The organism is Aeromonas sp. Y318-1, assembly GCF_027706125.1.
Taxonomy (GTDB): Bacteria; Pseudomonadota; Gammaproteobacteria; order Enterobacterales; family Aeromonadaceae; genus Aeromonas; species Aeromonas hydrophila.
In genome coordinates, this window is record NZ_JAPDCM010000007.1 from 117,817 (window position 1) to 140,952 (window position 23,136).

Genomic DNA, 23,136 nt, shown 5'->3' on the forward strand with positions numbered 1-23,136 from the left:
AGAGCATAGCTAAACCAATTTAGCTAACTCAATATGCCAGCTAAACCGTTTCAGCCGCAGTGTGAGCGGGATAACATTCGTACAGCAGGAATTGGCGGAAGTTGTGAGGAAGATCCCTCATCGGGATCCACTCAATAAGCGGGGATCTTGCTAAAACAGAGGCAAAAAAAGAGCCGGCACAGGGCCGGCTCTTTATATCTGGGTCGCGAAAATCAGCTGGTCAGATCGTCGAAGAAGCGTTTCACCCCTTCGAAGAAGCCTTCCGATTTCGGCTTGTGGGTCTTGGCGGCGGCGCCGCTGAAGGACTCGTCCAGCTGGCGCAGCAGCTCTTTCTGGGACTCGGTCAGCTTGACCGGGGTCTCCACCACCACCTTGCACATCAGATCCCCCACCTGGCCGGAGCGCACGGACTTCACGCCCTTGCCCCGCATGCGGAACATCTTGCCGGTCTGGGTCTCCGGGGTGACCTTGAGCTTGACCCGGCCATCCAGGGTCGGCACTTCGATCTCGCCACCCAGGGCCGCCGCGGTAAAGCTGATGGGCACTTCGCAGTAGAGGTTGTTGCCGTCACGCACGAAGATCTCGTGCTCCTTGACGTGCACCTGTACGTACAGATCGCCCGCCGGTGCGCCGGCTTCCCCCGCTTCCCCTTCGCCGGAGAGACGGATGCGATCGCCAGTGTCGACGCCAGCCGGGATCTTGACCGACAGGGTCTTGGTCTTCTGGTAGCGACCCTCGCCATGACACTTGCGGCACGGATCCTTGATGATCTTGCCGCGACCGTGGCAGTGCGGACAGGCCTGCTGCACCGCGAAGAAGCCCTGGCGCATCTGCACCTGGCCGGAGCCGTGGCAGGTCGGGCAGGTCTGGGCCGAGCTGCCGGTGTGGGCACCGGAGCCGTTACAGACTTCACAGTGGACCAGGGTCGGCACCTTGATCTCCTTGGAGACCCCGCGTACCGCCTCTTCCAGCGTCAGCTCCATGGTGTAGCGCAGATCGGAGCCACGGGCCGGGCCACGACGGCCGCCGCCACGGCTGCCACCAAAAATATCGCCAAACACGTCGCCGAAGATGTCGCCGAAATCGGCGCCGCCGCCAAAGCCGCCGTGGCCACCGCCACCCTGGCTCTGATCCACGCCGGCGTGGCCGTACTGGTCATAGCGGGCACGCAGATTGGCATCGGTCAGGATCTCGTAGGCTTCCTTGACCTCTTTGAACTTCTCTTCGGCCCCGGCATCGCCCTGGTTGCGGTCAGGGTGATACTTCATGGCCAGACGCTTGTACGCCTTCTTGATCTCGCGTTCGTCGGCATCCTTGGATACCCCGAGCACTTCGTAGAAATCGCGCTTCGACATACTTATCCTGTTGCTATATCAGCAGTTACGCAGACGGGCGTTGGTCACCCAACGCCCGTAAATTCATTGACGAATCTGCTCACACTCTTACTACGAAGCCGTGATCAAGGCTCATGTGCTGCTCAGAATCCTCATGTATTCACATACACTCCGGTTCTTGCGCTGCTCTTTACCTTGCTGACGGCCTCTCGCGACAGACCGTGAACAGATTCTGAGCCGATGGGCGAAGCCTGCTTCGCCCATCTGGGTCGGGCTTACTTCTTGTCGTCTTTCACTTCTTCGAACTCGGCGTCGACCACGTCGTCGTCAGCCTTGGCGGAAGAAGAGGACTGACCGGCGTCAGCACCTGCGGCGCCTTGTGCCTGAGCCTGCTGCTGGGCAATTTCCATCAGCTTCTGGGACGCTTCCAGCAGAGCCTGCTGTTTGGCTTCGATGGCAGCCTTGTCGTCACCCTTGATGGCGCTTTCCAGCTCGCTCAGCGCGGCTTCGATCTTGGTCTTGTCGTCGGCAGGCAGGGCTTCACCGGCTTCGGTGATCTGCTTGCGGACGGAGTGGACCAGACCATCAGCCTGGTTGCGGGTCTGCACCAGCTCTTCGAACTTCTTGTCCTCGGCCGCGTTGGCTTCGGCTTCGCGTACCATGCGTTCGATCTCGTCATCAGACAGACCAGAGGAGGCCTGGATGGTGATCTTCTGCTCCTTGTTGGTCTCCTTGTCTTTGGCGGAGACGTGCAGGATGCCGTTGGCGTCGATGTCGAAGGTCACTTCGATCTGCGGCAGACCACGCGGTGCCGGGCGGATGCCTTCCAGGTTGAACTGGCCCAGAGACTTGTTGTCACTGGCGCGCTTGCGCTCACCCTGCAGCACGTGAATGGTCACGGCAGACTGGTTGTCTTCGGCAGTGGAGAACACCTGGGACTTCTTGGTCGGGATGGTGGTGTTCTTCTCGATCAACGCAGTCATCACGCTGCCCATGGTTTCGATACCCAGGGAGAGCGGGGTCACGTCCAGCAGCAGTACGTCGGTCTTGTCACCGGACAGTACGGCACCCTGGATGGCAGCACCCATGGCCACGGCTTCGTCCGGGTTGACGTCTTTGCGCGGCTCTTTGCCGAAGAAGTCGGCAACGGCCTTCTGCACCATCGGCATGCGGGTCTGACCGCCTACCAGGATGACGTCGTCGATCTCGCCAACGGCCAGACCGGAGTCTTTCAGGGCGACACGGACCGGCTCCAGGGAGTCTTTCACCATGTCTTCCACCAAGGATTCCAGCTTGGCGCGGGTCACCTTGATGTTCATGTGCTTCGGACCGGTGGCATCTGCAGTGATGTACGGCAGGTTCACGTCGGTCTGCTGAGCGGAAGAGAGCTCGATCTTGGCTTTCTCGGCTGCGTCTTTCAGACGTTGCAGGGCCAGCTGATCCTTGCGCAGGTCGATGCCCTGCTCGCGCTTGAACTCTTCAACCAGGTAGTTGATGACGCGGTTGTCGAAGTCTTCACCACCCAGGTGGGTGTTACCGTTGGTCGCCAGTACTTCGAAGGTGGTCTCGCCTTCCACTTCGTCGATCTCGATGATGGAGATGTCGAAAGTACCGCCACCCAGGTCATAGACGGCAACCTTGCGCTCGCCCTTGACCTTGTTCACGCCGTAGGCGAAAGCCGCGGCAGTCGGTTCGTTGATGATGCGTTTTACATCCAGACCGGCGATGCGACCGGCATCCTTGGTAGCCTGACGCTGGGCGTCGTTGAAGTAGGCCGGCACTGTGATGACCGCTTCGGTCACCGGCTCGCCCAGATAATCTTCGGCGGTCTTCTTCATCTTCTTCAGCACTTCGGCAGAGATCTGCGGCGGTGCCATTTTCTTGCCTTTGACTTCTACCCAGGCGTCACCGTTGTCGGCCTTGGCGATGGCGTACGGCATGATCTCCAGATCGCGCTGTACTTCGTCATCTTCGAAACGACGGCCGATCAGACGCTTGATAGCGAACAGCGTGTTCTTCGGGTTGGTGATGGCTTGGCGCTTGGCCGGCTGACCAACCAGGATTTCGCCGTCATCGGCATAGGCAATGATGGACGGAGTAGTACGGTCGCCTTCCGCGTTCTCGATCACGCGAGCATGGTCGCCATCCAGAATAGCGACGCAGGAGTTGGTAGTACCCAGGTCAATACCGATGATTTTACCCATTTGACGAATCTCCAAATACTTTGAATAAACTGGCGAGGGGCTCGCCTTAATGCGTTAACGGCTAGGTGGGGGCTGCCAATCTGGCTTTCAAGCTCCCGGCATCAAATTTTTTGTGCCGCCGTGGCCTTGCATCCTATATGGGGTCGCAAGCCGCCGCTTCAAGCCCCGCCCTGAAAAAACCTGCCTTCATTCATTGCCATTGGCAGGATGAAGACCGGCTATCTGCGCACCCGGCGACCACGCAGCCGGGGCACTTGCCAATAAAAAGCCCGCCGAGCGGCGGGCTCAGCACAGCGATGGGGCTCAGGCCGGGGCCTTGGAAACCATCACCATGGCCGGACGAATGACGCGGCCGTTGAGCTCGTAACCCTTCTGCATCACCGCAATGACGGTGTTGGGGGCAAGCTCGGCGTTTTCGATCATGCTCATCGCCTGATGGGCATTGGGGTCGAACGGCTGATTGAGCGGGTCCAGCGGGTTGAGGCCGAACTTGCCGACCGAGCTCTGCATGGATTTCAGGGTCAGCTCGACCCCTTCGATCATCGGCTTGAGCGCCTCGTTTTCCTTGTCGGCCAGCTCGATGGCACGCTCCAGGTTGTCCAGTACCGGCAGCAGCTCGGCGGCGAACTTCTCCAGCGCGAACTTGTGGGCCTTCTCCACGTCCTGGGCCGCACGGCGACGCAGGTTTTCCATCTCGGCGACGGCACGAATGGCACGCTCGCGCTCCTCGAGGGAGGCTTGCTGGGCGGCATCCAGTTGTGCCTCAAGCTCGGCAATGCGGGCCTGCTCGGCTGTCACTTCACTGTCTACATCGGTCGGCTCGACTGGCTGGGCTTCCACTTGCTCCATCGCTTCAACCTTTTGTTCTTCGTGGTTCATGACATCTCCAATTCCGGGGTTACTTATTGAGGGCCCGACCACCCGGTTGAGCGACCGGACGGCAATGGGCCGACTATGTTGGCGCTATTATGGGGATGGATCCCCGGCTTTCAAGGGGAAAAGGGCGCCATTATCGCCAAGAGCGTGCGGCGGCGGGCAATTTGGGGCTTTTTCCCCGCATCCGCTGCGGCCGGACCAGCCGGTGGCAGACAAATCCCCCCCAAAGCGCGGTATACTCCCCCCAATACTCATCCCAGACCCGACAGACTATGGATTCTCCGTTCAAAACCATCGCCCTGATTGGCAAACCCCACCACGAAGGGGCCAACCAGACCCTGACCGGCCTGCATCAATACCTGACCACCCGCGGTTTTCGGGTCCTGGTGGAGAGCCGGGTGGCCCATGCCCTCGGCATCATGGACGAGAACGTGATGGACCTGGTGCAGCTGGGCCAGCAGGCGGATCTCGCCATCGTGGTCGGTGGTGACGGCAACATGCTGGGGGCCGCGCGGGTGCTGTCGCGCTTCGACGTGGCGGTGATCGGGGTGAACCGGGGCAATCTCGGTTTTCTCACCGATCTCTCGCCGCAGGATTACCTGCTGCCGCTGGAGCAGGTGCTGTGTGGCCACTACAAGAGCGAGCACCGCTTCCTGCTGGAGGCGGCGGTCTATCGCCACGGCGAACGCAAGTCCAACAACCTGGCGGTCAACGAGGCGGTGCTGCACCCGGGCAAGATTGCCCACATGATCGAGTTCGAGGTCTACATCGACGGCAGCTTCATGTACAGCCAGCGCTCGGACGGCATCATAGTGGCCACCCCCACCGGCTCCACCGCCTACTCATTGTCGGCGGGGGGGGCCATCCTCACCCCCAAACTCAACGCCATCACGCTGGTGCCCATGTTCCCGCACACCCTGAGCAGCCGCCCCATCGTGCTGGACGCCGACAGCGAAGTGCGGCTGCTAGTCTCACCGGACAATCAGGACGACGCCATGCAGGTGAGCTGCGACGGTCAGGTGACCCTGGCGGTCCACCCGGGGGACGAGATCCTCATCAAGAAGAGCAGCCACAAGCTGCATCTGGTGCATCCGCTCGACTACAGCTACTTCCACGTGCTGCGCAACAAGCTTGGCTGGGGCAGCAAGCTGTTCTGACGCTCGCTTGACGTTCCTGCTCATCCTGTTGCGGGTCGACTCTTTACTGTATGGAAAACCAGTATATACTGGATGCATACACAGTAATGTTGGCCCATACAGGATGAGACCATGCTGACCCAGCTGACCGTCAACAACTTCGCCATCGTCAAGTTTCTCGAACTCGATCTGCAACCGGGCATGACCTGCATCACGGGTGAGACCGGGGCCGGTAAATCCATCGCCATCGACGCCCTGGGCCTGTGCCTGGGAGAGCGCGCCGAGGCCGGCATGGTACGACCGGACAGCGACAAGAGCGAGGTCAGCGCCCGCTTCCTGCTGGACGGCAACCCGGCCGCCCGCGCCTGGCTGGCCACCAACGAGCTGGAAAACGAAGGGGAGTGCATCGTGCGGCGGGTCATCTCCGCCGAGGGGCGCTCGCGCAGCTACATCAACGGCGTGCCCGTCCCCCTCACCCAGCTCAAGAACCTGGGCCAGCTGCTGGTCAACGTCCATGGTCAGCACGCCCATCAGATGTTGCTCAAACCCGACTACCAGCTCGCCCTGCTCGATGGCTACGCCGGCCACCATCTGCTGCTCGATGAGGTACGTCGTCACTACCAGCAGTGGCGCCAGCTGCAGAACGAACTCAACCGGCTCAAGGCCGAGCAGCAGCAGCGGGAGGCCCGTCGCCAGCTCATCGAATATCAGGTGCAGGAGCTGGACGAGTTCGCCCTGCAGCCGGGGGAGTTTGAAGAAATTGAAGAGGAGCACCAGCGTCTGGCCAACGGCACCGAGCTGATGCAGGAGTGCGGCGCCTGTCTCGACCTGCTCTATGACAACGAAGAGACCACCATCGCCGGCTTGCTGCAGACCGTCGTCGATCGGGCCGAGGGCCTGGTCGCCATGGATAGCCGGCTTGGCGACGTGCTCGGCATGCTCAACGAGGCGCTGATCGGGGTGCAGGAGAGCCACAGCGAACTGCGCAATTATCTGGACCGGCTGGAGCTGGACCCCGAGCGTTTCAACGAGCTGGAAGCCCGCCTCTCCAAGGCCATCAATCTCGCCCGCAAGCACCACGTCAAACCGGCCGAGCTGGCCCTGCATCACCAGGAGCTGGCCGCCGATCTGGCCCGCCTCAACTCCGACGAGGAGCGCCTAGAGGGGATGGAAGACGAGCTGGCCGAGGCCCGCCTGGCCTTCGTGCAGGCCGCCGAGGCCCTGAGCCAGAGTCGCCAGCGCTACGCCGAGGAACTCGGCGCCAAGGTGAGTGCCAGCATGCACGAGCTGGCGATGCCGGATGGCCGCTTCGCCATCGAGGTACGCCCCGATGCCCAGAGCAGCCTCTCACCCCTTGGCATCGATCGGGTGGAGTTCATGGTCACCACCAACCCAGGCCAGCCCATCCAGCCGCTCGGCAAGGTGGCCTCCGGCGGTGAACTGTCGCGCATCAGCCTGGCCATCGTGGTCATCAGCGCCCGCAAGGTCTCCACTCCCACCCTGATCTTCGACGAAGTGGACGTGGGGATCAGCGGCCCGACTGCCGCCGTAGTGGGGCGCCTGCTGCGTCAGCTGGGTGAATCCACCCAGGTGATGGTGGTCACCCACCTGCCACAGGTGGCGGGCAAGGGCCATCAGCACATGGTGGTCAGCAAGCACACCGACGGCAAGACCACGGAAACCCAGATGCAGGCACTGGATCAAGGGGCCCGCCTCAACGAGCTGGCCCGCCTGCTGGGGGGAGACCAGATCACCGACAATACCCTGGCCAACGCCCGCGAACTGCTGGCCTGCTGAGACAAAGGCCAGCCATCTGAACGCGGGGCCCACGGTGAGGATCAGGTGCCCCACGTAACCCCGCCTGCTGGTGACGGCGGTTTGCGGCTGAGCAACAGGTGCATCATCACCATGCCGCCGTTGCCGCATCCTGAAGGGTCACCCCTGGTGCTTTGCACGGCAGGGCCTGCCTGACCGGGTTGGAGCATCCTTGTCGCTAACCAACCCGAGCCACAGTCTCATCACTTTGCTTGCCCGCATCTCCTCTTCAACGTCTGCGGCGTGAACCTTGCGGCGATGGGCGAGCCTGCCGGCGCTTGCCACGCGGCCATCTCCTCCCGCTTATCTCCCTGTCCGGGCTTGCCTCCCTTCCAGCTCTAATCTGCCGCCCTGGTCTGCCTCCCTGTCCTGCCCCAAGACGATTCAGCAGCAGAAGTGTGCGCCCCTTTGACCACAGGGTTTCGCCCGCCGCAGGGTGGCTTGCGCCGGTTGCCATGAGCGGGGACGGCGCATAGAGTGAAACCAGAGCGGGGGCCAGCCCCCTGTTTTCCCATTTGCCCCGCATACCTGATCTTGCCTCAGGTACGTCATCAACCGCAGGAATGGCACCATGCTCCACGTGTTTGGTCACAAGAATCCCGACAGCGACAGTATCTGTACCGCTCTGGTTGCCGCCGACTGGCTCAATCGTCAGGGCCGGGCGGCCCAGGCCTACGCCCTCGGCGAGCCCATCGCCGAGACCCGCTTCATTCTGGAAACCGCCGGCGTTGCCGCCCCGCCTCTGCTGCAGGGCAGCGTGGCCAACAAGGAGGTGTTCCTGGTGGATTTCAGCGAGCTGGAGCAAGGCCCAGAAGGGCTGGCCGAGGCGGACGTGCAGGGCCTCATCGATCACCATCGCATCGGTACCCTCATCACCCGGGGCCCGCTCGATGCCTGGATCCGGGCCGTCGGGTGCAGCGCCACCGTGCTGCTGGAGCTGATGGGCTATGACACCCTCTCCCGCGCCCAGGCTCGCCTGCTGCTGGGGGCCATCATCAGCGATACCTTCAGCCTCACCTCGCCTACCACCACGGCCCGCGACCGCGCCGCCGTCCATGCCCTGCTGCCGCTGGCCGATCTGGCGCTGGAGCCCTTTGCCCAGACCCTGCTGGAACGCCGCACCCAGCTCGGTGACGCCCCCATGACCGAGCTGCTTGCCGCCGACGAGAAGGCCTACCAGATCGCCGGCTACCAGCTCTATGTCAGCCAGATCTGCGTGATGGATCCCGCCCAGCTGCACAGCCGCCAGGCCGAGCTGGAACAAGCCATGCAAGAGCGGCTGATGCAGGACGAGCTGGATGCCTATGTGTTGATGCTGACCGACCTGGCCAAGGGGGGCAGCCAGCTCTACTTCGCCAGCAACGGCATTCTGCCCGAGCAGCCGACGCATCTGGTTGGCGCCGTCAGCCGCAAGAAGGAGGGATTGCCCTGGCTGACCCGCTATCTCTCCGGCGAGCAGATCTGACCCCAGGCGGCGGGCCGGCCTCTGCCGGTTCGCCGCCCACTCCTCTTTTCAGTCCCCTTCACCCTCTGCCTCACCGGCCTATTCATGGCGCTTCCCGGCCAGGCAACTCATGCTTTGCTCACACTTTTAACGCCTCGTACCCCATTTTCCCGCCAAAACCCGGTTTTCCTTCATTTTCCATTCAACTCAGTCTGTTATGATGATGTAAACGAACATGGCCTGGCGATGCATCACCGACACGAGGTGACGCCTGCCGTACAGAGAGCCAGGTTCGTGCTATGCGACACATAGCGGGCACACAGTGGTATGGGACAGGCCGTTTGTCCCCGGTGACCCGCGCCATGCCAAGGGAGAACTGCTTATGACCTCAACCAATATTGTGCTGTTGCTGGAAGGCAAGGATTACGAGCAGGAGACGCTGGCCAAAGCGAGTCAATTGGCACAAGCCATGGGGGGCGAGCTGACCCTGTTGCACCTGACCCACAGCAGCAAGATGCGCCGCAAGAGCCTGTCGCTGTCGGAAGAGGAGCGCAGCGCCCAGGGCACGCTGGATGCCAAGGCCATCATCAGCGAACTCATCACCACCCTGCAGCACCCGGTGGATTATCAGTGTCTGGTGGTCGATGACGTGGTACCCGACCTGAAACGCTGGCTGGCCGCCCACCCGACCGATCTGCTGCTGGTCGGCAGCCGCCACCACTGGATGGAAGGCTCCCTGGCCCGCCTGCTCATCTACAAGCTGCCGATTGACATCCAGATCTGCCACGAGCCCTACAGCGAGCAGCTCAAAGCCGTCGGTTGATGACCGGGGTGCCCACCCGCGAGGTGGGCACCCTGTTACCACCTCTCTTTCGGGGTCCTTTTTACCCCGCCATCCCCTGCTTTCCCTCCTCACTGTCCCGGCCTAATGACAAGGCTATCTACATGTTTCCTTACATATTCATCGCTGTTTTTTAAGCCTCGTTTGCTGCAGGATATTGCCCTTGCACGCCTTCGCTCGCTTCTTTCAGGTGAAACATGAACATAACTCCCCAGCAGAGAAAAATTGCCCTGCTCGCCCTCGTCCTCTTGCTCGCCATCGGCTGGCTGCTCTGGCCGAGCAAGACGCCCGAGCCGGTGCTGACCGCCCAGGTAACCCGTCAGGATGTGGAGCAGACCGTGCTGGCCAGCGGGGTACTGCAGGCCATCGAGCAGGTGGACGTCGGTGCCCAGGTCTCCGGCCAGGTCACCTATCTCGCGGTGGAAGCGGGCCAGAAGGTCAAGCAGGGGGATTTGCTGGCCGAGATCGACCCGCTGATCGCCCAGAACAACCTCAAGACCGCCGAGGCGGATCTCGCCAGTCGCCGCGCCCAGCTCAAGATCAAGCAGGCCCAGCTCAAGCAGAATGAGCTGAGCTGGCGCCGTCAGCAGCAGATGTTCAGGCAGGAGGCGAGCTCGCGCGCCGATCTGGAGAGCGCCGAAGCCCTCCTGGCCGTGACCAAGGCCGAGCTGCAGAGCGCCCAGGCCGAGGTCGAGAATGCCCAGATCAAGGTGGAGCGAACCAAGACCGAGCTCGGCTACAACCGCATTCAGGCCCCCATGGATGGCACCGTCGTCAGCATTGTGACCCGTCAGGGGCAGACCCTGGCCGCCAGCCAGACGGTGCCGACCCTGCTCAAGCTCGCCAACCTGGAGACCATGACGGTCAAGGCGCAGATCTCGGAAGCGGACGTCACCCGGGTCAAGGCCGGCATGCCGGTCTACTTCACCCTGATGGGAGACCCGGATACCCGCTACCACGGCACCCTGCGCACCGTCGAGCTGGCTCCCACCAACATCAACGAGCAGGCCACCAGCACCACGGCCACCAGCAACGCCGCCGTCTACTACTACGCCCTGTTCGACGTGCCCAACCCCGATCACACCCTGCGGGTCGCCATGACCACCCAGGTCACCATAGTGCTCGGCGAGCGCAAGCAGGTGCTGACCATTCCGCAGACCGCCCTTGGCAAGAAGCTCGGGGAGAACGAGTACGAGGTCACCCTGCTCAAGGAGGACGATCAGAAGGAGACCCGCCGTATCAAGACCGGCATGAAGGACGACATCAAGATCGAAGTGGTCAGCGGCCTGAGCGAACAGGAGAAGGTCACCCTGGGTCAGGGCAAGCCGGCCAGCAACAATGACGTGGAGATCATGCTGTGAGCGAGCCGCTGATCCAGCTCAAGGGGATCGAGCGCCGCTACCAGAGCGGGGAGCAGGAAGTGACCGTGCTCCATCCGCTCGACCTCACCATCGAGGCGGGGGAGATGATCGCCATCGTCGGCGCCTCCGGTTCCGGCAAGTCGACCCTGATGAACCTGCTGGGCTGCCTCGATCGGCCGAGCAGCGGCCAGTACCTGTTCCGCGGCCAGGATACCGCCACCCTGGATGCCCTCTCCCTCGCCCGGCTGCGCTGCCACCACTTCGGCTTCATCTTTCAGCGCTACCACCTGCTGCCGCACCTCAATGCCGCCGCCAACGTGGAGATCCCGGCCGTCTACGCCGGTACGCCACGGGCCGAGCGCCAGGCCCGCTCCCTGGCGCTGCTCACCCGGCTGGGGCTCAGCGATCGCAGCCATCACACCCCGAGCCAGCTCTCCGGCGGCCAGCAGCAGCGGGTCAGTATCGCCCGGGCGCTGGCCAACGGTGGCGAGGTGATCCTGGCGGACGAACCGACCGGGGCCCTCGACAGCCAGAGCGGCAAGGAGGTGATGGCCATTCTCAAGGAGCTCCACGCCCAGGGCCACACCATCATTCTGGTGACCCACGACATGGAGGTGGCCAGCCACGCCGACCGGATCATCACCCTCAAAGATGGCCGGGTGCAGGAGGACAGCGGCCGCAAGCCGGCGGCCGTCCCCGTGACCCCGACCGCCGCCCCTGCCAGCAAGGAAGGGGCAGGCCACGACTGGGATCGCTACCGGGAAGCGGCGCGCATGGCGCTGCACGCCATGCTGGCCCACCGCATGCGCACCTTCCTCACCATGCTTGGCATCATCATCGGCATCGCCGCCGTGGTGAGCGTGGTGGCGCTCGGCCAGGGGGCCCGTGCCAAGGTGATCGACCAGATCAACGCCATGGGCACCAACACCATCGACATCTTCCCCGGCAAGGATTGGGGGGACGAGAAGGCGGCCAGCATCCAGACCCTCAACAAGCGGGATCTCGACGCCCTGCTCGGTCAGCCCTACCTGGAAGGGGCCAGTCCCCAGATAGCCGCCCCCGGCCAGCTGCGTTATCGCAACAAGACCAGCAGCGGCAGCATAGTGGGGGTCGGCAACGACTTCTTCCGGGTCAAGGGGATGAAGCTCACCAACGGCCGGTTGTTCGACGAGCGCGACATCCAGAATCGGGCGGCGGTGGCGGTGGTGGACGGCAAGACCATCGAGAGCCTGCTCGGCAAGCAGGATCCCGTCGGTCAGGTGGTGCTGGTCGGCACCCTTCCGGTGCGCATCATCGGCGTGGTGGAAGAGGAGACCGGGTTTGGCCGCAGCAGCCAGTCGGTGAACGTCTGGCTGCCCTACAGCGCCGTGATGAGCCGTCTCATCTCCCAGAACCACTTCAGCCAGCTCACCATCCGGGTCAAGGACGGGGTGCAACCGGCGCTGGCCGAACAGGCCGCCATCGAGCTGCTGACCCAGCGCCACGGGGTGAAGGACTTCTTCACCTTCAGCAGCGACAGCATCATCAAGTCGGTGGAGAAAACCACCGCCACCATGACGCTGCTGGTCTCCGCCATCGCGGTGATCTCCCTCATCGTCGGCGGCGTCGGGGTGATGAACATCATGCTGGTGTCGGTGGTGGAGCGAACCCGCGAGATCGGCATCCGCATCGCGGTCGGTGCCCGCCAGTCGGACATACTGCAGCAGTTTCTGATCGAGGCGGTGATGGTGAGCCTGCTGGGCGGCATGCTCGGGGTCGGCGTCTCCCTCTTCATAGGCCTGCTCTTCTCCCTGTTCGTGGAGAGCATCCAGATGCACTTCTCGCTCTTTTCCATCCTGATGGCGTTTGGCTGTTCCTCGCTCATCGGGATCCTGTTTGGCTACCTGCCCGCCCGCAATGCCGCCCGGCTCGACCCGGTCGAGGCGCTGGCGAGGGAATGACGATGTACCACTTATCCAAACTGGGGCTCTGCCTCACCCTGGCGCTCGGTCTCGGCGCCTGCAGCCAGCAGAGCAGCTATCAGCGGCAAGAGCTGGCGCTGGCCGGCCACTGGCAACAGCCGGACGACGGCCTCACCCGGCAGCAGGCCGGCCCCTGGTGGCAAGGCTTCCACGACCCCGAGCTGGATCGGCTGATCGAGGCCGTGCTGGCCGCCAACCCGGACATGCAGGTAGCCGGTCTGCGCCTGCGCAGTGCCCTGCTCGGCGCCGATCTGGCCGATACCAACCTGACCCCCTCGGTCAATGCCGGCATCAGCGGCAATGGCACCAAGGACCTGAACAGCGGCAAGGCCAGCGGCAGCATGGGTCCCTCCCTCACCCTCGGCTACGAGGTGGATCTGTGGGGCCGGCTCGCCTCGGTGCGGGATCAGGCGAGCTGGGAGGCCGAGGCCTCCGCCCAGGATCTGGCGGCCACCCGTCTGATGCTGATTGGCAAGGCGCTGGAGCAGTACTGGCAACTGGCCTATCTCGGCTCGGCCATCACCCTCGGCCAGCAGCAGCTCGCCAACTATGAGCGCGCCGAGCAGCTGACCCAGGCCAAGTACCGGGCCGGCGCCGTGACCCGGCTCGACCTGGTGCAGGCCAGCCAGCAGAAAGCCGGCAAGCAGGCGGAGCTCAGCTCGCTCCTGATGCAGCAGGAGCAGGCCCGCAATGCCTTGCGGCTGTTGCTCGGTCGCAGTAGCGGCCCGCTGACGTTCGAACCCAAGGCGCTGCCGACGGCCCCCATCCCCACGCTGGCGGTCGGCATTCCGGCCGATGTGCTGGCGCGGCGCCCCGACGTGCGCGCCGCCGAGCTGCGCCTGCGCAAGACCCTGGCGAAGGGGGACGATATCCGCACCGGTTTCTACCCCACCCTGAGCCTGACCGGCGGGGCCAGCAGCAGCTCGGACACCCTGACCCAGGTGCTGCAAAACCCGGTGGGTACCCTGAGCGCCACGCTGGCGCTGCCCTTCCTCGAGTACAACAAGACCCGGCTCGCCATCGCGGGCTCCAGGCTCGATTACCAGATAGCCGAAGCGGAGTTTCGCAAGCAGCTCTACAGCGCGCTGGTGGAGGTGGAGGATGGTCTGGCCGCCCGCCACCACGGCGAGCAGCGTCTGAACTACCTGGCTGAGCAGCTGGACTTTGCCAAAGAGGCGGAGCGGCTGGCCAGAGCCCGCTACCAGGCTGGCGCCACCGGGGTGCAACCCTGGCTGGATGAGCAGAACCGGCTGTGGGATGCCGAGCTCGCCCTGCTCGGCCAGCAGAAGGAGCAGCTCAACACCATGGCCAGGATCTACAAGGCACTGGGGGGGAGCGACCGCAGCTGACCGGCCTTACCTCATGCCCTCGCACCGCGCGAGGGCATCAGGCATCTTCCTTATTTTTTCCCCTTGTGTTCCTTTTTCCCTCAGCCAGGGTCTGACCGCTGGCACACAAAGCAATTGATAATAATTTTCATTTAATGAAAAATGGGCGCCATTATCAGTCAGGAGTATGCCCATGTCCCAGTCCGCCCCGGTCAATCGTCCCCGTCTGCTCACGGTCAAGCACATTCAGGATGTGAGCCCGCACCTGCGCCGGATCTGCCTGACCAGCCCGGAGCTCGCTGACTACCCCTTCACCTGTGGCGGCGCCCATATCAAGATCATGCTGCCCCAGCCGGGCCAGGCCCATGCCGTACTGCCCACCCCCACTCCGCAGGGGCCGCGCTGGGAAGATCCGAGCCAGCGCCCCATCATGCGTACCTTCACCATTCGCGCATTTCGCCGCGAGGCGCTGGAGCTGGATATCGACTTCGCCCTGCACGGCGATGGCGGCCCCGCCAGCCGCTTTGCCAACGAGGTCAAGCCCGGCGACCTGCTGGCCATCTCGGGCCCAGGTGGTCCGGACCCCATGTTGCAGCCTGCCAGCCACTACTACATGGTGGGGGATCTCACCGCCCTGCCCGCCATCAGCGCCATGGCCGAGGTGATGCCCGCCGATGCCCGCGGCCACATCGCCCTGCTGGTGCCCTATCAGGAAGATGTGCAGGATCTGTCGCTGCCCGCCGGGGTAACCCTGCGCTGGTTTGTCGGTTCCCCCGAAGAGACGGCGCCGCTGGTGGAGTACTTCACCGCCCTGCCGCTGGAGGAGCAACAGAGCTACTTCTGGTTCGGCGGGGAAGAGGGATTGGTGGTCCCCATGCGTCGCCACGTGCGGCGCACACTCGAGGTGGATCGAACCCGGGTCTACGCCGTGCCTTACTGGCGCCACGGCAAGGATGAAGAGGCCTATCACCATGCGCGTCACGACGTGATGGACAGCTGAATCAGCTGATTTTCCCCTGAAATATCAAGCTCATGGTCTGCCAGCCATGGGCTTGATTGCCATTGGTGCAATGCCACCCGCCTGCTCTCCCCCCCATTCTGGTATGCCACTCGGTTGTGCTTGCATTTGTGGCCGACAACAAGATAATGATAATCACTCTCAACAATAACAGGTGATGACGCCCCATTGCAGCTCCCTCGCCCGGGTCCCGGTGTGGAGTGCACGTCATTCACTCCATTTGCACAGCAAGGTAATCCAGATGGCAGTCTTGAACTCGGTAATGCGCGCCTTCGCGGTGGAGGCTCTCCCCACTCCTGCCGACCTGTTGGCACTTCACCCATGTCCCGCCGACCTGGCAACCCGGATCGATCAGCACCGTCAGCAGGTTCGCCAGATCCTGAGCGGGGAAGACGATCGCCTGCTGGTGGTCATCGGTCCCTGCTCCATTCACGATCCCCTCGCCGCCCTCGATTACGCCCGGCGGCTGGCGGTGCTGGCCCACGACTATCGGGATCGGTTGCAGATCGTGATGCGCACCTATTTCGAGAAACCCCGCACCACGGTGGGCTGGAAGGGGTTGGTGTTCGACCCCCATCTGGACGGCAGCAACGACATAGGCCATGGCCTGCAGCTGGCACGCCAGCTGCTGCTCGACATCAACCAGCTGGGGCTGGCCACCGCCACCGAGTTTCTCGATACCACCAGCTTCCTCTACCTGGCCGATCTCATCAGCTGGGGAGCGATCGGCGCCCGGACCACGGAGTCACAGGTGCACCGGCAGCTGGCCTCGGCCCTGCCCTGTCCCATCGGCTTCAAGAACGGTACCGATGGCAACATCCGGGTGGCCATCGATGCCATCCAGGCCAGCGAAGCCTCCCACCTGTTTACCGCCCCCGGCAGCCAGGGCGGCATGGTGGTGATCAAGAGTGAGGGCAACCCGGCCGGCCACATCATCTTGCGCGGCGGCACCCGCCCCAATTATCACCAGAGCGACGTGGAAGAGGCGGCCGAGCGACTGGCACGGCAGGGGCTCACGCCCCGGCTGATGGTAGATTGCAGCCACGGCAACAGCCAGAAACTGCACAAGAACCAGATCCGGGTAGCAGGAGAGCTCTGCCGCCAGCTGGGGGAAGGCAGCGACACCATCGCCGCCGTCATGGTCGAGAGCTTCCTGCAGGGGGGCAGCCAGAAACCGGCGCCGCTGACCGAGCTGGTATATGGCCAGTCGGTCACCGATGCTTGTCTGTGCTGGGACGATACCCAGACCCTGCTCGCCATGCTGGCAGAGGCCGTCGAGACACGGCGCCTGCACCCTGGTCGGGCACAACCGGACACCGCCCGCTGGCATGCCCAGTTGGCAAGTTGAACGACCATCAGCAATAAGGCTCCCACAACGGGAGCCTTATTATTTTGCCGATATTCCTGCCCTGTCGACCGCTCTGGTCTACCGATTAAATGACCAGCTCACTCTTTTTCCATGCAAAGTACGCTGACATTCGGATCCGGCTGGAATTAATAATATGTTGGCTCAGGTATTACCCACTGCACGCCGCAGACAAGCGGTTCCCCCGAGTCAGAGAAGATAACCACACCGTAAAATCCAGCGCGTTGCGGAACAAAAATGAGGCACGCCTTGCGACTGACTTAGTGCTTTTCCCATTGCCACATCGTCAGCCAGCTAATACCTGACGGGCTATATGAGTCCAGATATGGCTGACATTCCGATGATCACGATGACAACAAAAGCGTGCACGGGGAACCATCGGTACGACCATCTGCAATTAATCGTTCCATCATGGGGCGACCAATTGGCATGCAGAGCACCGGTCTGAATGTGACACAGCAAGGTCGTATCAGGGGAGTTGGGGAATTGACAGAAGATATTTTTGGTGAGCACAAATAATAATGCCGCCTCATGGGCGGCATCATTCATGACTGATCCCGTGGATCAGATCAGGAAATCATTCAGATCCTTGCCCAGTGCCACTTGTTCGGCAATGGCTTTCGGCATGCGACCTTGACCGGTCCAGGTTTTCTCCTGGCCATCTTCCTGGTACTTGTACTTGGCAGGACGCGGGGCGCGCTTGCTCTTGGTCGCACCAGCAGCGGCAGCCGGGGCGGCGGCACTGTTCAGCAGCTCACGGGGATCGATACCGGCCTGCTGCAGCATTTCAGTGAACTCGCTCAGCTTACGCTGACGCTCTTCCTGTTCGGCACGCTCTTGTTCAACAGACTCGGCACGCTCGTTATATACCAGCTCGAACTTTTCTTTTGCTTCTTGCAGCTGTTCAAACGGCAATTCACGGATGGCAGCGCGCAGGCTGCGAATGTTCAGCAGAACTTTCAGAAACTCGTTCATTACTTCCTCACAGAATTATTTTTGTTTGTCACAGGGATAACACAGCTTGAGAATAGCACGGCTGTTTGATGACAACATAATGATTTTATAGCCGCTGTCACTTTCTTAACAAAAAAGAGCGGCTGAATATACCGCTGACTTTATTCAGCCATTCCCCATTACGTCACGCCAGCTCATCTTTTGCCATGCAATTCCCCATACCGGGTATGGCAAATAGCGCAGATGTGCCCCGTTATATTTTCCATCACAGTTACGACCGCTATTTTTACAATTGGCCACGGTTGTTAAAACCTGACTCACCCACATGAGACTCAAGGTAGACGATTGACACTATATATTACCGGCAGCCGACACTGCCGGGGATCCCTCTCAGACCGCCTGATGGAATAGACCCAGGGATCTTGCCCACTATTCCAGGATCAACCGCCGCCAAGAGCCGGTGATCTCGCAGTGGCCGGTTTCTGCCGTATTTTGCCACCCCAATCGATGATAAAAGGCCAGCGCCGCAGTGTTGTGGGCCGCCACCTTGAGCGAGGCGGGCTTTTGAAAAGAGGCCAACCCGTGACTCAGCAGGGCACGCCCCACCCCCTGCCCATGCCAGTCGGCCGAGACATAGAGGTGGTGAACGAAGCTTTCATCTCCCCAGATGGAGACAAACCCGCAAGGCGCTCCCCCCTGCTCGGCTACCCAGATCTGCTCGCCCCGGGTCTGCTCGTCAAAATCTTCCAGCCGAAAATGCGCGGGATCGACCCAGTGAAACGTCTGCCGCCGCCCTTTGAGAAACAGCTGTGCCAACTGGGGAATATCCGTCTCTTGCATGACTCTGATCATCAAAGCGTCCTTGTCATTGTGACTGCCTGACCCCACTCTCGATGGAACACAGGCACCATGTCAAATCGCACGGGCATAATAGTCTCTCGGCGATGGCAGGGGTGTGACACACCTCTGTCCATTTCATAAGCCATGGGGCTATACTGCCTGAGTCCCATGTATGGATGGTTTGAGGCTCGCTGATTTATGGATAACAAGCAGATACAAGGCAACATCTTTGTTCCGGCCCATATCGACGATGTCTGGCGCGCCTGGACAACCGAGAGTGGCCTGCGCAGTTTTCTGGCGCCGGAGTGCCTGATGGTGCCCGAACCGAATGGTCCCTTCGAAATCTATTTCAGACCCGATGCCCCGCTGGGTGAACGTGGCAGCGAAGGTTGCCGGGTGATGGCCGTCATGCCCCACGACCTGCTCAGCTTCAGCTGGAATTTCCCGCCCTCCCTGCCCCACATCCGCCTGCAGAAGACCCAGGTCAGCCTACGGTTTGTGCCGGAAGGCCAGGGCACCCGGCTCTACTTCCTGCAAACCGGCTGGGCCAACGACCCGGACTGGGATCAGGGCTACGCCTATTTTCGCGAAGAGTGGCTGGAAACCAGCCTGCCGCGCCTGCAATACCGCTTTACCCACGGCCCCATCGACTGGAACAACCCGCCGGACAAGCAGCAACTGAAATCCCTGGCTCAATAAAAGCCCATATAAAGAAGAACACCGCCAGCTGGCGGTGTTCTTCTTTATGCAAGGTTGGTGCAGACGGGCTCACAGCAGGGCGGCCCCGTAGCGGTTGGGCAGAGTCGAGCCTTTTTGCAGCTTGAAGAAGAGCAGGATCAGGAAACCCAACACCGGAATGGCCCCCACCAGCAGATACCAGCCGGTGCGATTGGTGTCGTGCAAGCGGCGTACCCCCAGCGCCACGGTCGGGATCAGCGTCAGCAAGCCATATACACCCAAGGGATAATTGAGCTGCTCAGGGGCGTTGAACACCAGCGACAGGGCAACGCATATCACGGTATTGATCAGCAGGAACATGAAATATTCCTGGCGGGATGCCCGCCCGCTGAAATTGAAATAGTTTTTAAATGCATTGAAATACCAGTTCATAATTTACCTCTTGGCATTGCCAGATAGCTGATGGGTTGAAGGGCAATCTTCTCTTGCCGTTATTTTTCAACATTCGAGTCAAAGCGAGTCAATTTGAAAATATATTGATGAGCTGCTATCCGGCAATACAATAAACATTATTAAAAACTATTAACGGGCTAGCTCGCATTGCACACTGGTTACCAATACTGCACCAGCCCTCCACTGCCCGCAGCCGGCTGGCCAGCAACGCCTGACATGGCAGCACCGCCAGACTTGGTGCCGCAATGGAGCGGAATGAGTATAACCAATTGATTTTATGTATTTTAATGGTTTTTAATAATGATCTTTCGTTGGCATTTAACTGAACCGGCCAGTTACTCTGCAGGCCACAACATCAGGTTATAACCCCTCCTGACTCACAGGATTTAAATATGCGACCATGTTTGGCATTGATGATCTCATCAAGCCTTCCCAGCACCAGCCGCCAGAATATAAAGAGCCATAATGCGCTTGTTGGCGCCACTGATGCGGGGCTGCCGGCGCCCTCGGTTATTACGCTGACCATCAGCATAAAAATAAAAGGAATGATGACAGCAACAATTTTTTCAATCGCAATCAATTAAATAGTGAACAGGGAAGTGAAGCTACTGCCACACTGACTGAATATGTATTTCAGCTGGTCGATGGTTGGCGAAACGAGCATGGCAAACACGCCTCTTTTACCGTCTGACACCTTCTTCGCGTGTTGCTTCAGTGCTGCTGGCACCTTGCTCGGCATGTATGTAGTCCATTGAGCAGCACCATCCTGCCACGGGGCGAGCAGCTGTTCATCCGGTGCCCGCCCCTTGCCTCTAACACTCGTGGGGAGCCAACCTCTGCGGCTCCCATCTATCCCTTGACAAGGGGTAGCGCCCCCGTCAGATTTCACTCTCTACCTATTAATAAGCAACATCATCTGCGAGACGATCACCGCGCCATGGATCCGGATCACGCCCCTCACCTGCATGCCTTCGGTCGCTTTGTTCTGGATTCGAAACAGCTCACCCTGACCCGCTCTCAGGATGGAAACCCAACCAGCGTGCGCGTGTCTGCCGCGGAGGCGCGTCTGCTGCACTTCTTCCTGACCCATGCCGGCAGCCTGCACAGCAAGGAGACCCTACTCGCCATCGGTTGGGACGGGCGACCGGTGAGTGCCAGCTCCCTGCCCGTGGCCATTGCCAACCTGCGCCGCTATCTGGATACCCCGGAGCAGGAGGCGGTGATCCGCACCTTGCCCCGCCAGGGCTATCTGTTGATGTTGTCGCCCGCCGCCATGCAGGTCATCCCCACAGCCAGCACGCCCTCCCTGAGCGAACCTGCCGACCCAGCGCCCTTGCCGGAGGTGGACGAGCCTGTCGCCGCCCTGCCCGTTGCCGCTTCCCGGGATGCCGTGCCCATCCCTTTGCCACGCTGGCAACAACGGCTGCTGCTCGGGGTGATGGGGTTGTTTCTCGCCTTGCTGCTGCTCACCGGCCTCTATCTGAGCGCAACCTGGGTCTCGGTGCGCTGCGAACCGGCCGGTCAGGGCACGCTCTGCCGAACCCAGAAAGCGGCATCTCGTCTGCCCACTCCGGCAGCAGGCGAGATCTGGCTGATGGTCGGGGAAGAACAGGCCAAATTCGAGGAAAAGAAGCCATGAAACGCGCCGCCCTGATCCGCCTGCTCTTCGGGCTCAGCGCCACCGGCATGATGCTGGTGGGCCTGGTGCTCATCAACAGCCTGGGCTGCAACTACGAGATGCACCTCGCCTCCAAGGAGGCGGATTACTACGCCGTCTGCCGAGCCGGGAAGTTCACCGTCATCGAGCGCGACCGCTACACCAAGGCGAAGTGGATGGTGAGCGCCTATCAGGCGGTGCTCGGCAACCAGCTCATCTTCCTGGTGACGGATCGCACCCTCATCGAGCGGCCCGACAAGCAATCGGCGCTGAGCGACATCAATCAGGTGGAGGGCACCTTCAGCATGCCCCTCAACTACGGCTGGCAGATGATCACGCCAGAGCAGATCGCCATCTTCCAGCACTCGCCCCACCCCGAGCTATTGCAGGGCCACTTGGAGGGCTGGCTCGACTTCTACCACAAGTTCTGGCCGGCCACCCCGCTGCGAGCGCAGTAACCACTGACTCGCCGCCAGGGCTCACAAGTCACTAAGCAGCCAAACAACAAGGCCACCCCAGGGTGGCCTTGTTGTTGCTATGGACTGCCTGGCAATCACACTCCCAGCCGGTCGCGCAGGGTGTACCAGGCGGCACCGGCGGCGGTGAAGGGGATCCGGAACAGGCGGCCACCGGGGAAGGGGTAGTGCGGCAGTTTGGCGAAGGCATCGAAGCGCTCCGCCTGGCCGCTCAACACCTCGGAGAGCAGCTTGCCCGCCAGATGGGTGCAGGTAACACCGTGGCCGCTGTAGCCCTGCATGTAGTAGATGTTGGGGCCGATGCGACCAAACTGCGGCAGGCGCGACAGGGTGAGCAGGAAGTTGCCGGTCCAGGTGTACTCCACCTTGACGTCCGCCAACTGGGGGAAGGTTTTCAGCATCTTGGGAATGATCAGCCGCTCGATGTCCGCCGGATCTCGCGCCCCATAAACCACGCCACCGCCATAGATCAGCCGGTGATCACCGGAGGTACGGTAGTAGTCGAGCAGATAGTTGCAATCTTCCAGGCAGTAGTTTTGCGGCAGCAGCGAGCGGGCCCGCTCCTCTCCCAGCACCTCGGTGGCGATCACCTGGGTGCCGCAGGGCATGCTCTTGCTGGCGAGCTCGGGCACCAGATTGCCGAGGTAGGCGTTGCCGGCCACCACCACGAAGCGCGCCTTTACCGCCCCCTTGGCGGTCTTGACCAGCGCAGGCGTGCCCGGGGTGATGCTGGTGACGGCGGACTGCTCAAAGATCTTGCCACCCTGCAAGCGGATAGCCTCCGCCTCCCCCAACGCCAGGTTGAGGGGGTGGATGTGGCCGCCGCTCTTGTCGAGCAGGGCGCCGACGTAGCGATCGCTCGCCACCACCTCGCGCACGCCGTCGGCATCGAGCAGCTCCAGCTTGTCGTTGCCCCACTTCTCCCAGCGCGCCTGCTGCGCCTTGAGCTCGTGCAGCTGCTTCTCGGTCTCGGCGGCGAACACCCCGCCCTCCTGCAGATCACACTGGATGTTGTAGCGCTTGATCCGCTCGCGGATGATCTGGCCCCCCTCAAACAGCATGGAACCGAGCAGCCTGGCCTGATCTGGCGGGCAGTTCGCTTCTATGGTGTCGATATCGCGGCTGTAGGAGTTGACGATCTGGCCGCCGTTGCGACCGCTGGCGCCAAAGCCCACCCGGGCCGCCTCCAGCACCACCACCGAATAGCCCTTTTCCACCAGGTGCAGCGCGCTGGAGAGGCCGGTATAACCCGCCCCGATGACGCAGACGTCGCACTCCAGCTGTTCGGTCAGCGTCGGATAGGGTGCGTGTTTGTTGGCACTGGCTGCGTAGTAACTGTTTACATGTTCGGTCATGATCCCTGTTTCCTTACCGGTTCTTTTCCCAAACGAGAC

The 23,136-nt window shown here is 61.7% G+C and carries 20 protein-coding genes; 13 read left to right on the top strand and 7 right to left on the bottom strand.

The genetic code is table 11. The features are described 5' to 3' along the window. Nucleotides 1-212: 212 nt before the first annotated feature. From dnaJ to grpE, 3 genes are all read right to left on the bottom strand, one after another. Nucleotides 213-1,355 carry a molecular chaperone DnaJ gene (gene dnaJ, locus OKB87_RS12230; RefSeq protein WP_011706780.1) on the bottom strand — a complete coding sequence of 381 codons (1,143 nt, stop codon included), beginning with the start codon at nt 1,353-1,355 and terminating at the stop codon, nt 213-215. Between the two features lie 254 nt (nt 1,356-1,609). After that, complete coding sequence (gene dnaK, locus OKB87_RS12235; protein ID WP_011706781.1) at nt 1,610-3,538, bottom strand: molecular chaperone DnaK; 1,929 nt, start codon at nt 3,536-3,538, stop codon at nt 1,610-1,612. Nucleotides 3,539-3,841: 303 nt separating this feature from the next. Further along, on the bottom strand, nt 3,842-4,417 hold the full coding sequence (gene grpE, locus OKB87_RS12240) for a nucleotide exchange factor GrpE (RefSeq protein WP_011706782.1): 576 nt from the start codon (nt 4,415-4,417) through the stop codon (nt 3,842-3,844). A 269-nt stretch (nt 4,418-4,686) separates the two neighbouring features. On the opposite strand from grpE, the gene nadK reads away from it, so the two are divergent. The 9 genes from nadK (at nt 4,687) to OKB87_RS12285 (ending at nt 16,666) form a co-directional block, all read left to right on the top strand. Continuing rightward, the gene (gene nadK / locus OKB87_RS12245; RefSeq protein WP_005303013.1) at nt 4,687-5,571 is read left to right on the top strand and encodes an NAD(+) kinase; all 885 of its coding nucleotides are present in this window, start codon (nt 4,687-4,689) and stop codon (nt 5,569-5,571) included. Nucleotides 5,572-5,682: 111 nt separating this feature from the next. Continuing rightward, nucleotides 5,683-7,347 (top strand): DNA repair protein RecN, encoded by a 1,665-nt coding sequence (gene recN, locus OKB87_RS12250; RefSeq protein ID WP_039213426.1) that lies wholly within the window; start codon nt 5,683-5,685, stop codon nt 7,345-7,347. 589 nt (nt 7,348-7,936) lie between these two features. Next, the gene (locus tag OKB87_RS12255) at nt 7,937-8,830 is read left to right on the top strand and encodes a DHHA2 domain-containing protein (RefSeq protein WP_039213427.1); all 894 of its coding nucleotides are present in this window, start codon (nt 7,937-7,939) and stop codon (nt 8,828-8,830) included. A gap of 361 nt (nt 8,831-9,191) precedes the next feature. Beyond that, complete coding sequence (locus tag OKB87_RS12260) at nt 9,192-9,632, top strand: universal stress protein (protein ID WP_016351469.1); 441 nt, start codon at nt 9,192-9,194, stop codon at nt 9,630-9,632. A 215-nt stretch (nt 9,633-9,847) separates the two neighbouring features. Continuing rightward, nucleotides 9,848-11,011, top strand: coding sequence for a macrolide transporter subunit MacA (macA, locus tag OKB87_RS12265; RefSeq protein ID WP_139388932.1), 1,164 nt, complete (start codon nt 9,848-9,850; stop codon nt 11,009-11,011). Further along, nucleotides 11,008-12,951 (top strand): MacB family efflux pump subunit, encoded by a 1,944-nt coding sequence (locus tag OKB87_RS12270; protein WP_270827596.1) that lies wholly within the window; start codon nt 11,008-11,010, stop codon nt 12,949-12,951. The genes macA and OKB87_RS12270 overlap by 4 nt, the downstream gene beginning before the upstream one ends. Continuing rightward, nucleotides 12,948-14,321: an efflux transporter outer membrane subunit gene (locus OKB87_RS12275; RefSeq protein ID WP_270827597.1), complete on the top strand. Its 1,374-nt coding sequence runs from the start codon at nt 12,948-12,950 to the stop codon at nt 14,319-14,321. The genes OKB87_RS12270 and OKB87_RS12275 overlap by 4 nt, the downstream gene beginning before the upstream one ends. Nucleotides 14,322-14,493: 172 nt before the next feature. Continuing rightward, a complete protein-coding gene (locus OKB87_RS12280; RefSeq protein WP_042065747.1) occupies nt 14,494-15,300 on the top strand; it encodes a siderophore-interacting protein in 807 nt (268 codons plus the stop codon). Between the two features lie 259 nt (nt 15,301-15,559). After that, complete coding sequence (locus OKB87_RS12285; protein WP_270827599.1) at nt 15,560-16,666, top strand: 3-deoxy-7-phosphoheptulonate synthase; 1,107 nt, start codon at nt 15,560-15,562, stop codon at nt 16,664-16,666. Nucleotides 16,667-17,248: 582 nt separating this feature from the next. On the opposite strand, the gene OKB87_RS12290 is transcribed toward OKB87_RS12285, so the two are convergent. Both OKB87_RS12290 and OKB87_RS12295 read right to left on the bottom strand, forming a co-directional pair. After that, entirely contained in the window at nt 17,249-17,659 is a 411-nt protein-coding gene (locus OKB87_RS12290; protein WP_017410727.1) for an H-NS family histone-like protein, read from the bottom strand. Between the two features lie 408 nt (nt 17,660-18,067). Beyond that, nucleotides 18,068-18,490: a GNAT family N-acetyltransferase gene (locus tag OKB87_RS12295; RefSeq protein ID WP_270827600.1), complete on the bottom strand. Its 423-nt coding sequence runs from the start codon at nt 18,488-18,490 to the stop codon at nt 18,068-18,070. 186 nt (nt 18,491-18,676) lie between these two features. Between OKB87_RS12295 and OKB87_RS12300 the strand changes: the two genes are divergently transcribed. After that, nucleotides 18,677-19,177 (top strand): SRPBCC family protein, encoded by a 501-nt coding sequence (locus OKB87_RS12300; protein ID WP_270827602.1) that lies wholly within the window; start codon nt 18,677-18,679, stop codon nt 19,175-19,177. Between the two features lie 69 nt (nt 19,178-19,246). Here OKB87_RS12300 and OKB87_RS12305 read toward each other — a convergent pair whose 3' ends face one another. After that, nucleotides 19,247-19,588, bottom strand: a complete 342-nt coding sequence (locus OKB87_RS12305) for a DUF805 domain-containing protein (RefSeq protein ID WP_270827603.1) — start codon at nt 19,586-19,588, stop codon at nt 19,247-19,249. Between the two features lie 413 nt (nt 19,589-20,001). On the opposite strand from OKB87_RS12305, the gene OKB87_RS12310 reads away from it, so the two are divergent. The 3 genes from OKB87_RS12310 to OKB87_RS12320 all read left to right on the top strand — a co-directional run bounded on the left by OKB87_RS12310 (nt 20,002) and on the right by OKB87_RS12320 (nt 21,724). Continuing rightward, nucleotides 20,002-20,193: a hypothetical protein gene (locus tag OKB87_RS12310; RefSeq protein WP_270827604.1), complete on the top strand. Its 192-nt coding sequence runs from the start codon at nt 20,002-20,004 to the stop codon at nt 20,191-20,193. A 353-nt stretch (nt 20,194-20,546) separates the two neighbouring features. Beyond that, nucleotides 20,547-21,248 (top strand): winged helix-turn-helix domain-containing protein, encoded by a 702-nt coding sequence (locus tag OKB87_RS12315; protein ID WP_270827605.1) that lies wholly within the window; start codon nt 20,547-20,549, stop codon nt 21,246-21,248. After that, the gene (locus OKB87_RS12320) at nt 21,245-21,724 is read left to right on the top strand and encodes a hypothetical protein (RefSeq protein WP_268015362.1); all 480 of its coding nucleotides are present in this window, start codon (nt 21,245-21,247) and stop codon (nt 21,722-21,724) included. The genes OKB87_RS12315 and OKB87_RS12320 overlap by 4 nt, the downstream gene beginning before the upstream one ends. Nucleotides 21,725-21,819: 95 nt before the next feature. Here OKB87_RS12320 and OKB87_RS12325 read toward each other — a convergent pair whose 3' ends face one another. Further along, on the bottom strand, nt 21,820-23,097 hold the full coding sequence (locus OKB87_RS12325) for an NAD(P)/FAD-dependent oxidoreductase (protein ID WP_270827606.1): 1,278 nt from the start codon (nt 23,095-23,097) through the stop codon (nt 21,820-21,822). Nucleotides 23,098-23,136: the final 39 nt, after the last annotated feature.

What these genes read in the sequence shown, in the direction of transcription:
- dnaJ (WP_011706780.1), bottom strand. Translation starts at nt 1,355, where the DNA reads ATGTCGAAGCGCGATTTCTACGAAGTGCTCGGGGTATCCAAGGATGCC.
- dnaK (WP_011706781.1), bottom strand. Translation starts at nt 3,538, where the DNA reads ATGGGTAAAATCATCGGTATTGACCTGGGTACTACCAACTCCTGCGTC.
- grpE (WP_011706782.1), bottom strand. Translation starts at nt 4,417, where the DNA reads ATGAACCACGAAGAACAAAAGGTTGAAGCGATGGAGCAAGTGGAAGCC.
- nadK (WP_005303013.1), top strand. Translation starts at nt 4,687, where the DNA reads ATGGATTCTCCGTTCAAAACCATCGCCCTGATTGGCAAACCCCACCAC.
- recN (WP_039213426.1), top strand. Translation starts at nt 5,683, where the DNA reads ATGCTGACCCAGCTGACCGTCAACAACTTCGCCATCGTCAAGTTTCTC.
- OKB87_RS12255 (WP_039213427.1), top strand. Translation starts at nt 7,937, where the DNA reads ATGCTCCACGTGTTTGGTCACAAGAATCCCGACAGCGACAGTATCTGT.
- OKB87_RS12260 (WP_016351469.1), top strand. Translation starts at nt 9,192, where the DNA reads ATGACCTCAACCAATATTGTGCTGTTGCTGGAAGGCAAGGATTACGAG.
- macA (WP_139388932.1), top strand. Translation starts at nt 9,848, where the DNA reads ATGAACATAACTCCCCAGCAGAGAAAAATTGCCCTGCTCGCCCTCGTC.
- OKB87_RS12275 (WP_270827597.1), top strand. Translation starts at nt 12,948, where the DNA reads ATGACGATGTACCACTTATCCAAACTGGGGCTCTGCCTCACCCTGGCG.
- OKB87_RS12280 (WP_042065747.1), top strand. Translation starts at nt 14,494, where the DNA reads ATGTCCCAGTCCGCCCCGGTCAATCGTCCCCGTCTGCTCACGGTCAAG.
- OKB87_RS12285 (WP_270827599.1), top strand. Translation starts at nt 15,560, where the DNA reads ATGGCAGTCTTGAACTCGGTAATGCGCGCCTTCGCGGTGGAGGCTCTC.
- OKB87_RS12290 (WP_017410727.1), bottom strand. Translation starts at nt 17,659, where the DNA reads ATGAACGAGTTTCTGAAAGTTCTGCTGAACATTCGCAGCCTGCGCGCT.
- OKB87_RS12295 (WP_270827600.1), bottom strand. Translation starts at nt 18,490, where the DNA reads ATGATCAGAGTCATGCAAGAGACGGATATTCCCCAGTTGGCACAGCTG.
- OKB87_RS12300 (WP_270827602.1), top strand. Translation starts at nt 18,677, where the DNA reads ATGGATAACAAGCAGATACAAGGCAACATCTTTGTTCCGGCCCATATC.
- OKB87_RS12305 (WP_270827603.1), bottom strand. Translation starts at nt 19,588, where the DNA reads ATGAACTGGTATTTCAATGCATTTAAAAACTATTTCAATTTCAGCGGG.
- OKB87_RS12310 (WP_270827604.1), top strand. Translation starts at nt 20,002, where the DNA reads ATGCGACCATGTTTGGCATTGATGATCTCATCAAGCCTTCCCAGCACC.
- OKB87_RS12315 (WP_270827605.1), top strand. Translation starts at nt 20,547, where the DNA reads ATGGATCCGGATCACGCCCCTCACCTGCATGCCTTCGGTCGCTTTGTT.
- OKB87_RS12320 (WP_268015362.1), top strand. Translation starts at nt 21,245, where the DNA reads ATGAAACGCGCCGCCCTGATCCGCCTGCTCTTCGGGCTCAGCGCCACC.
- OKB87_RS12325 (WP_270827606.1), bottom strand. Translation starts at nt 23,097, where the DNA reads ATGACCGAACATGTAAACAGTTACTACGCAGCCAGTGCCAACAAACAC.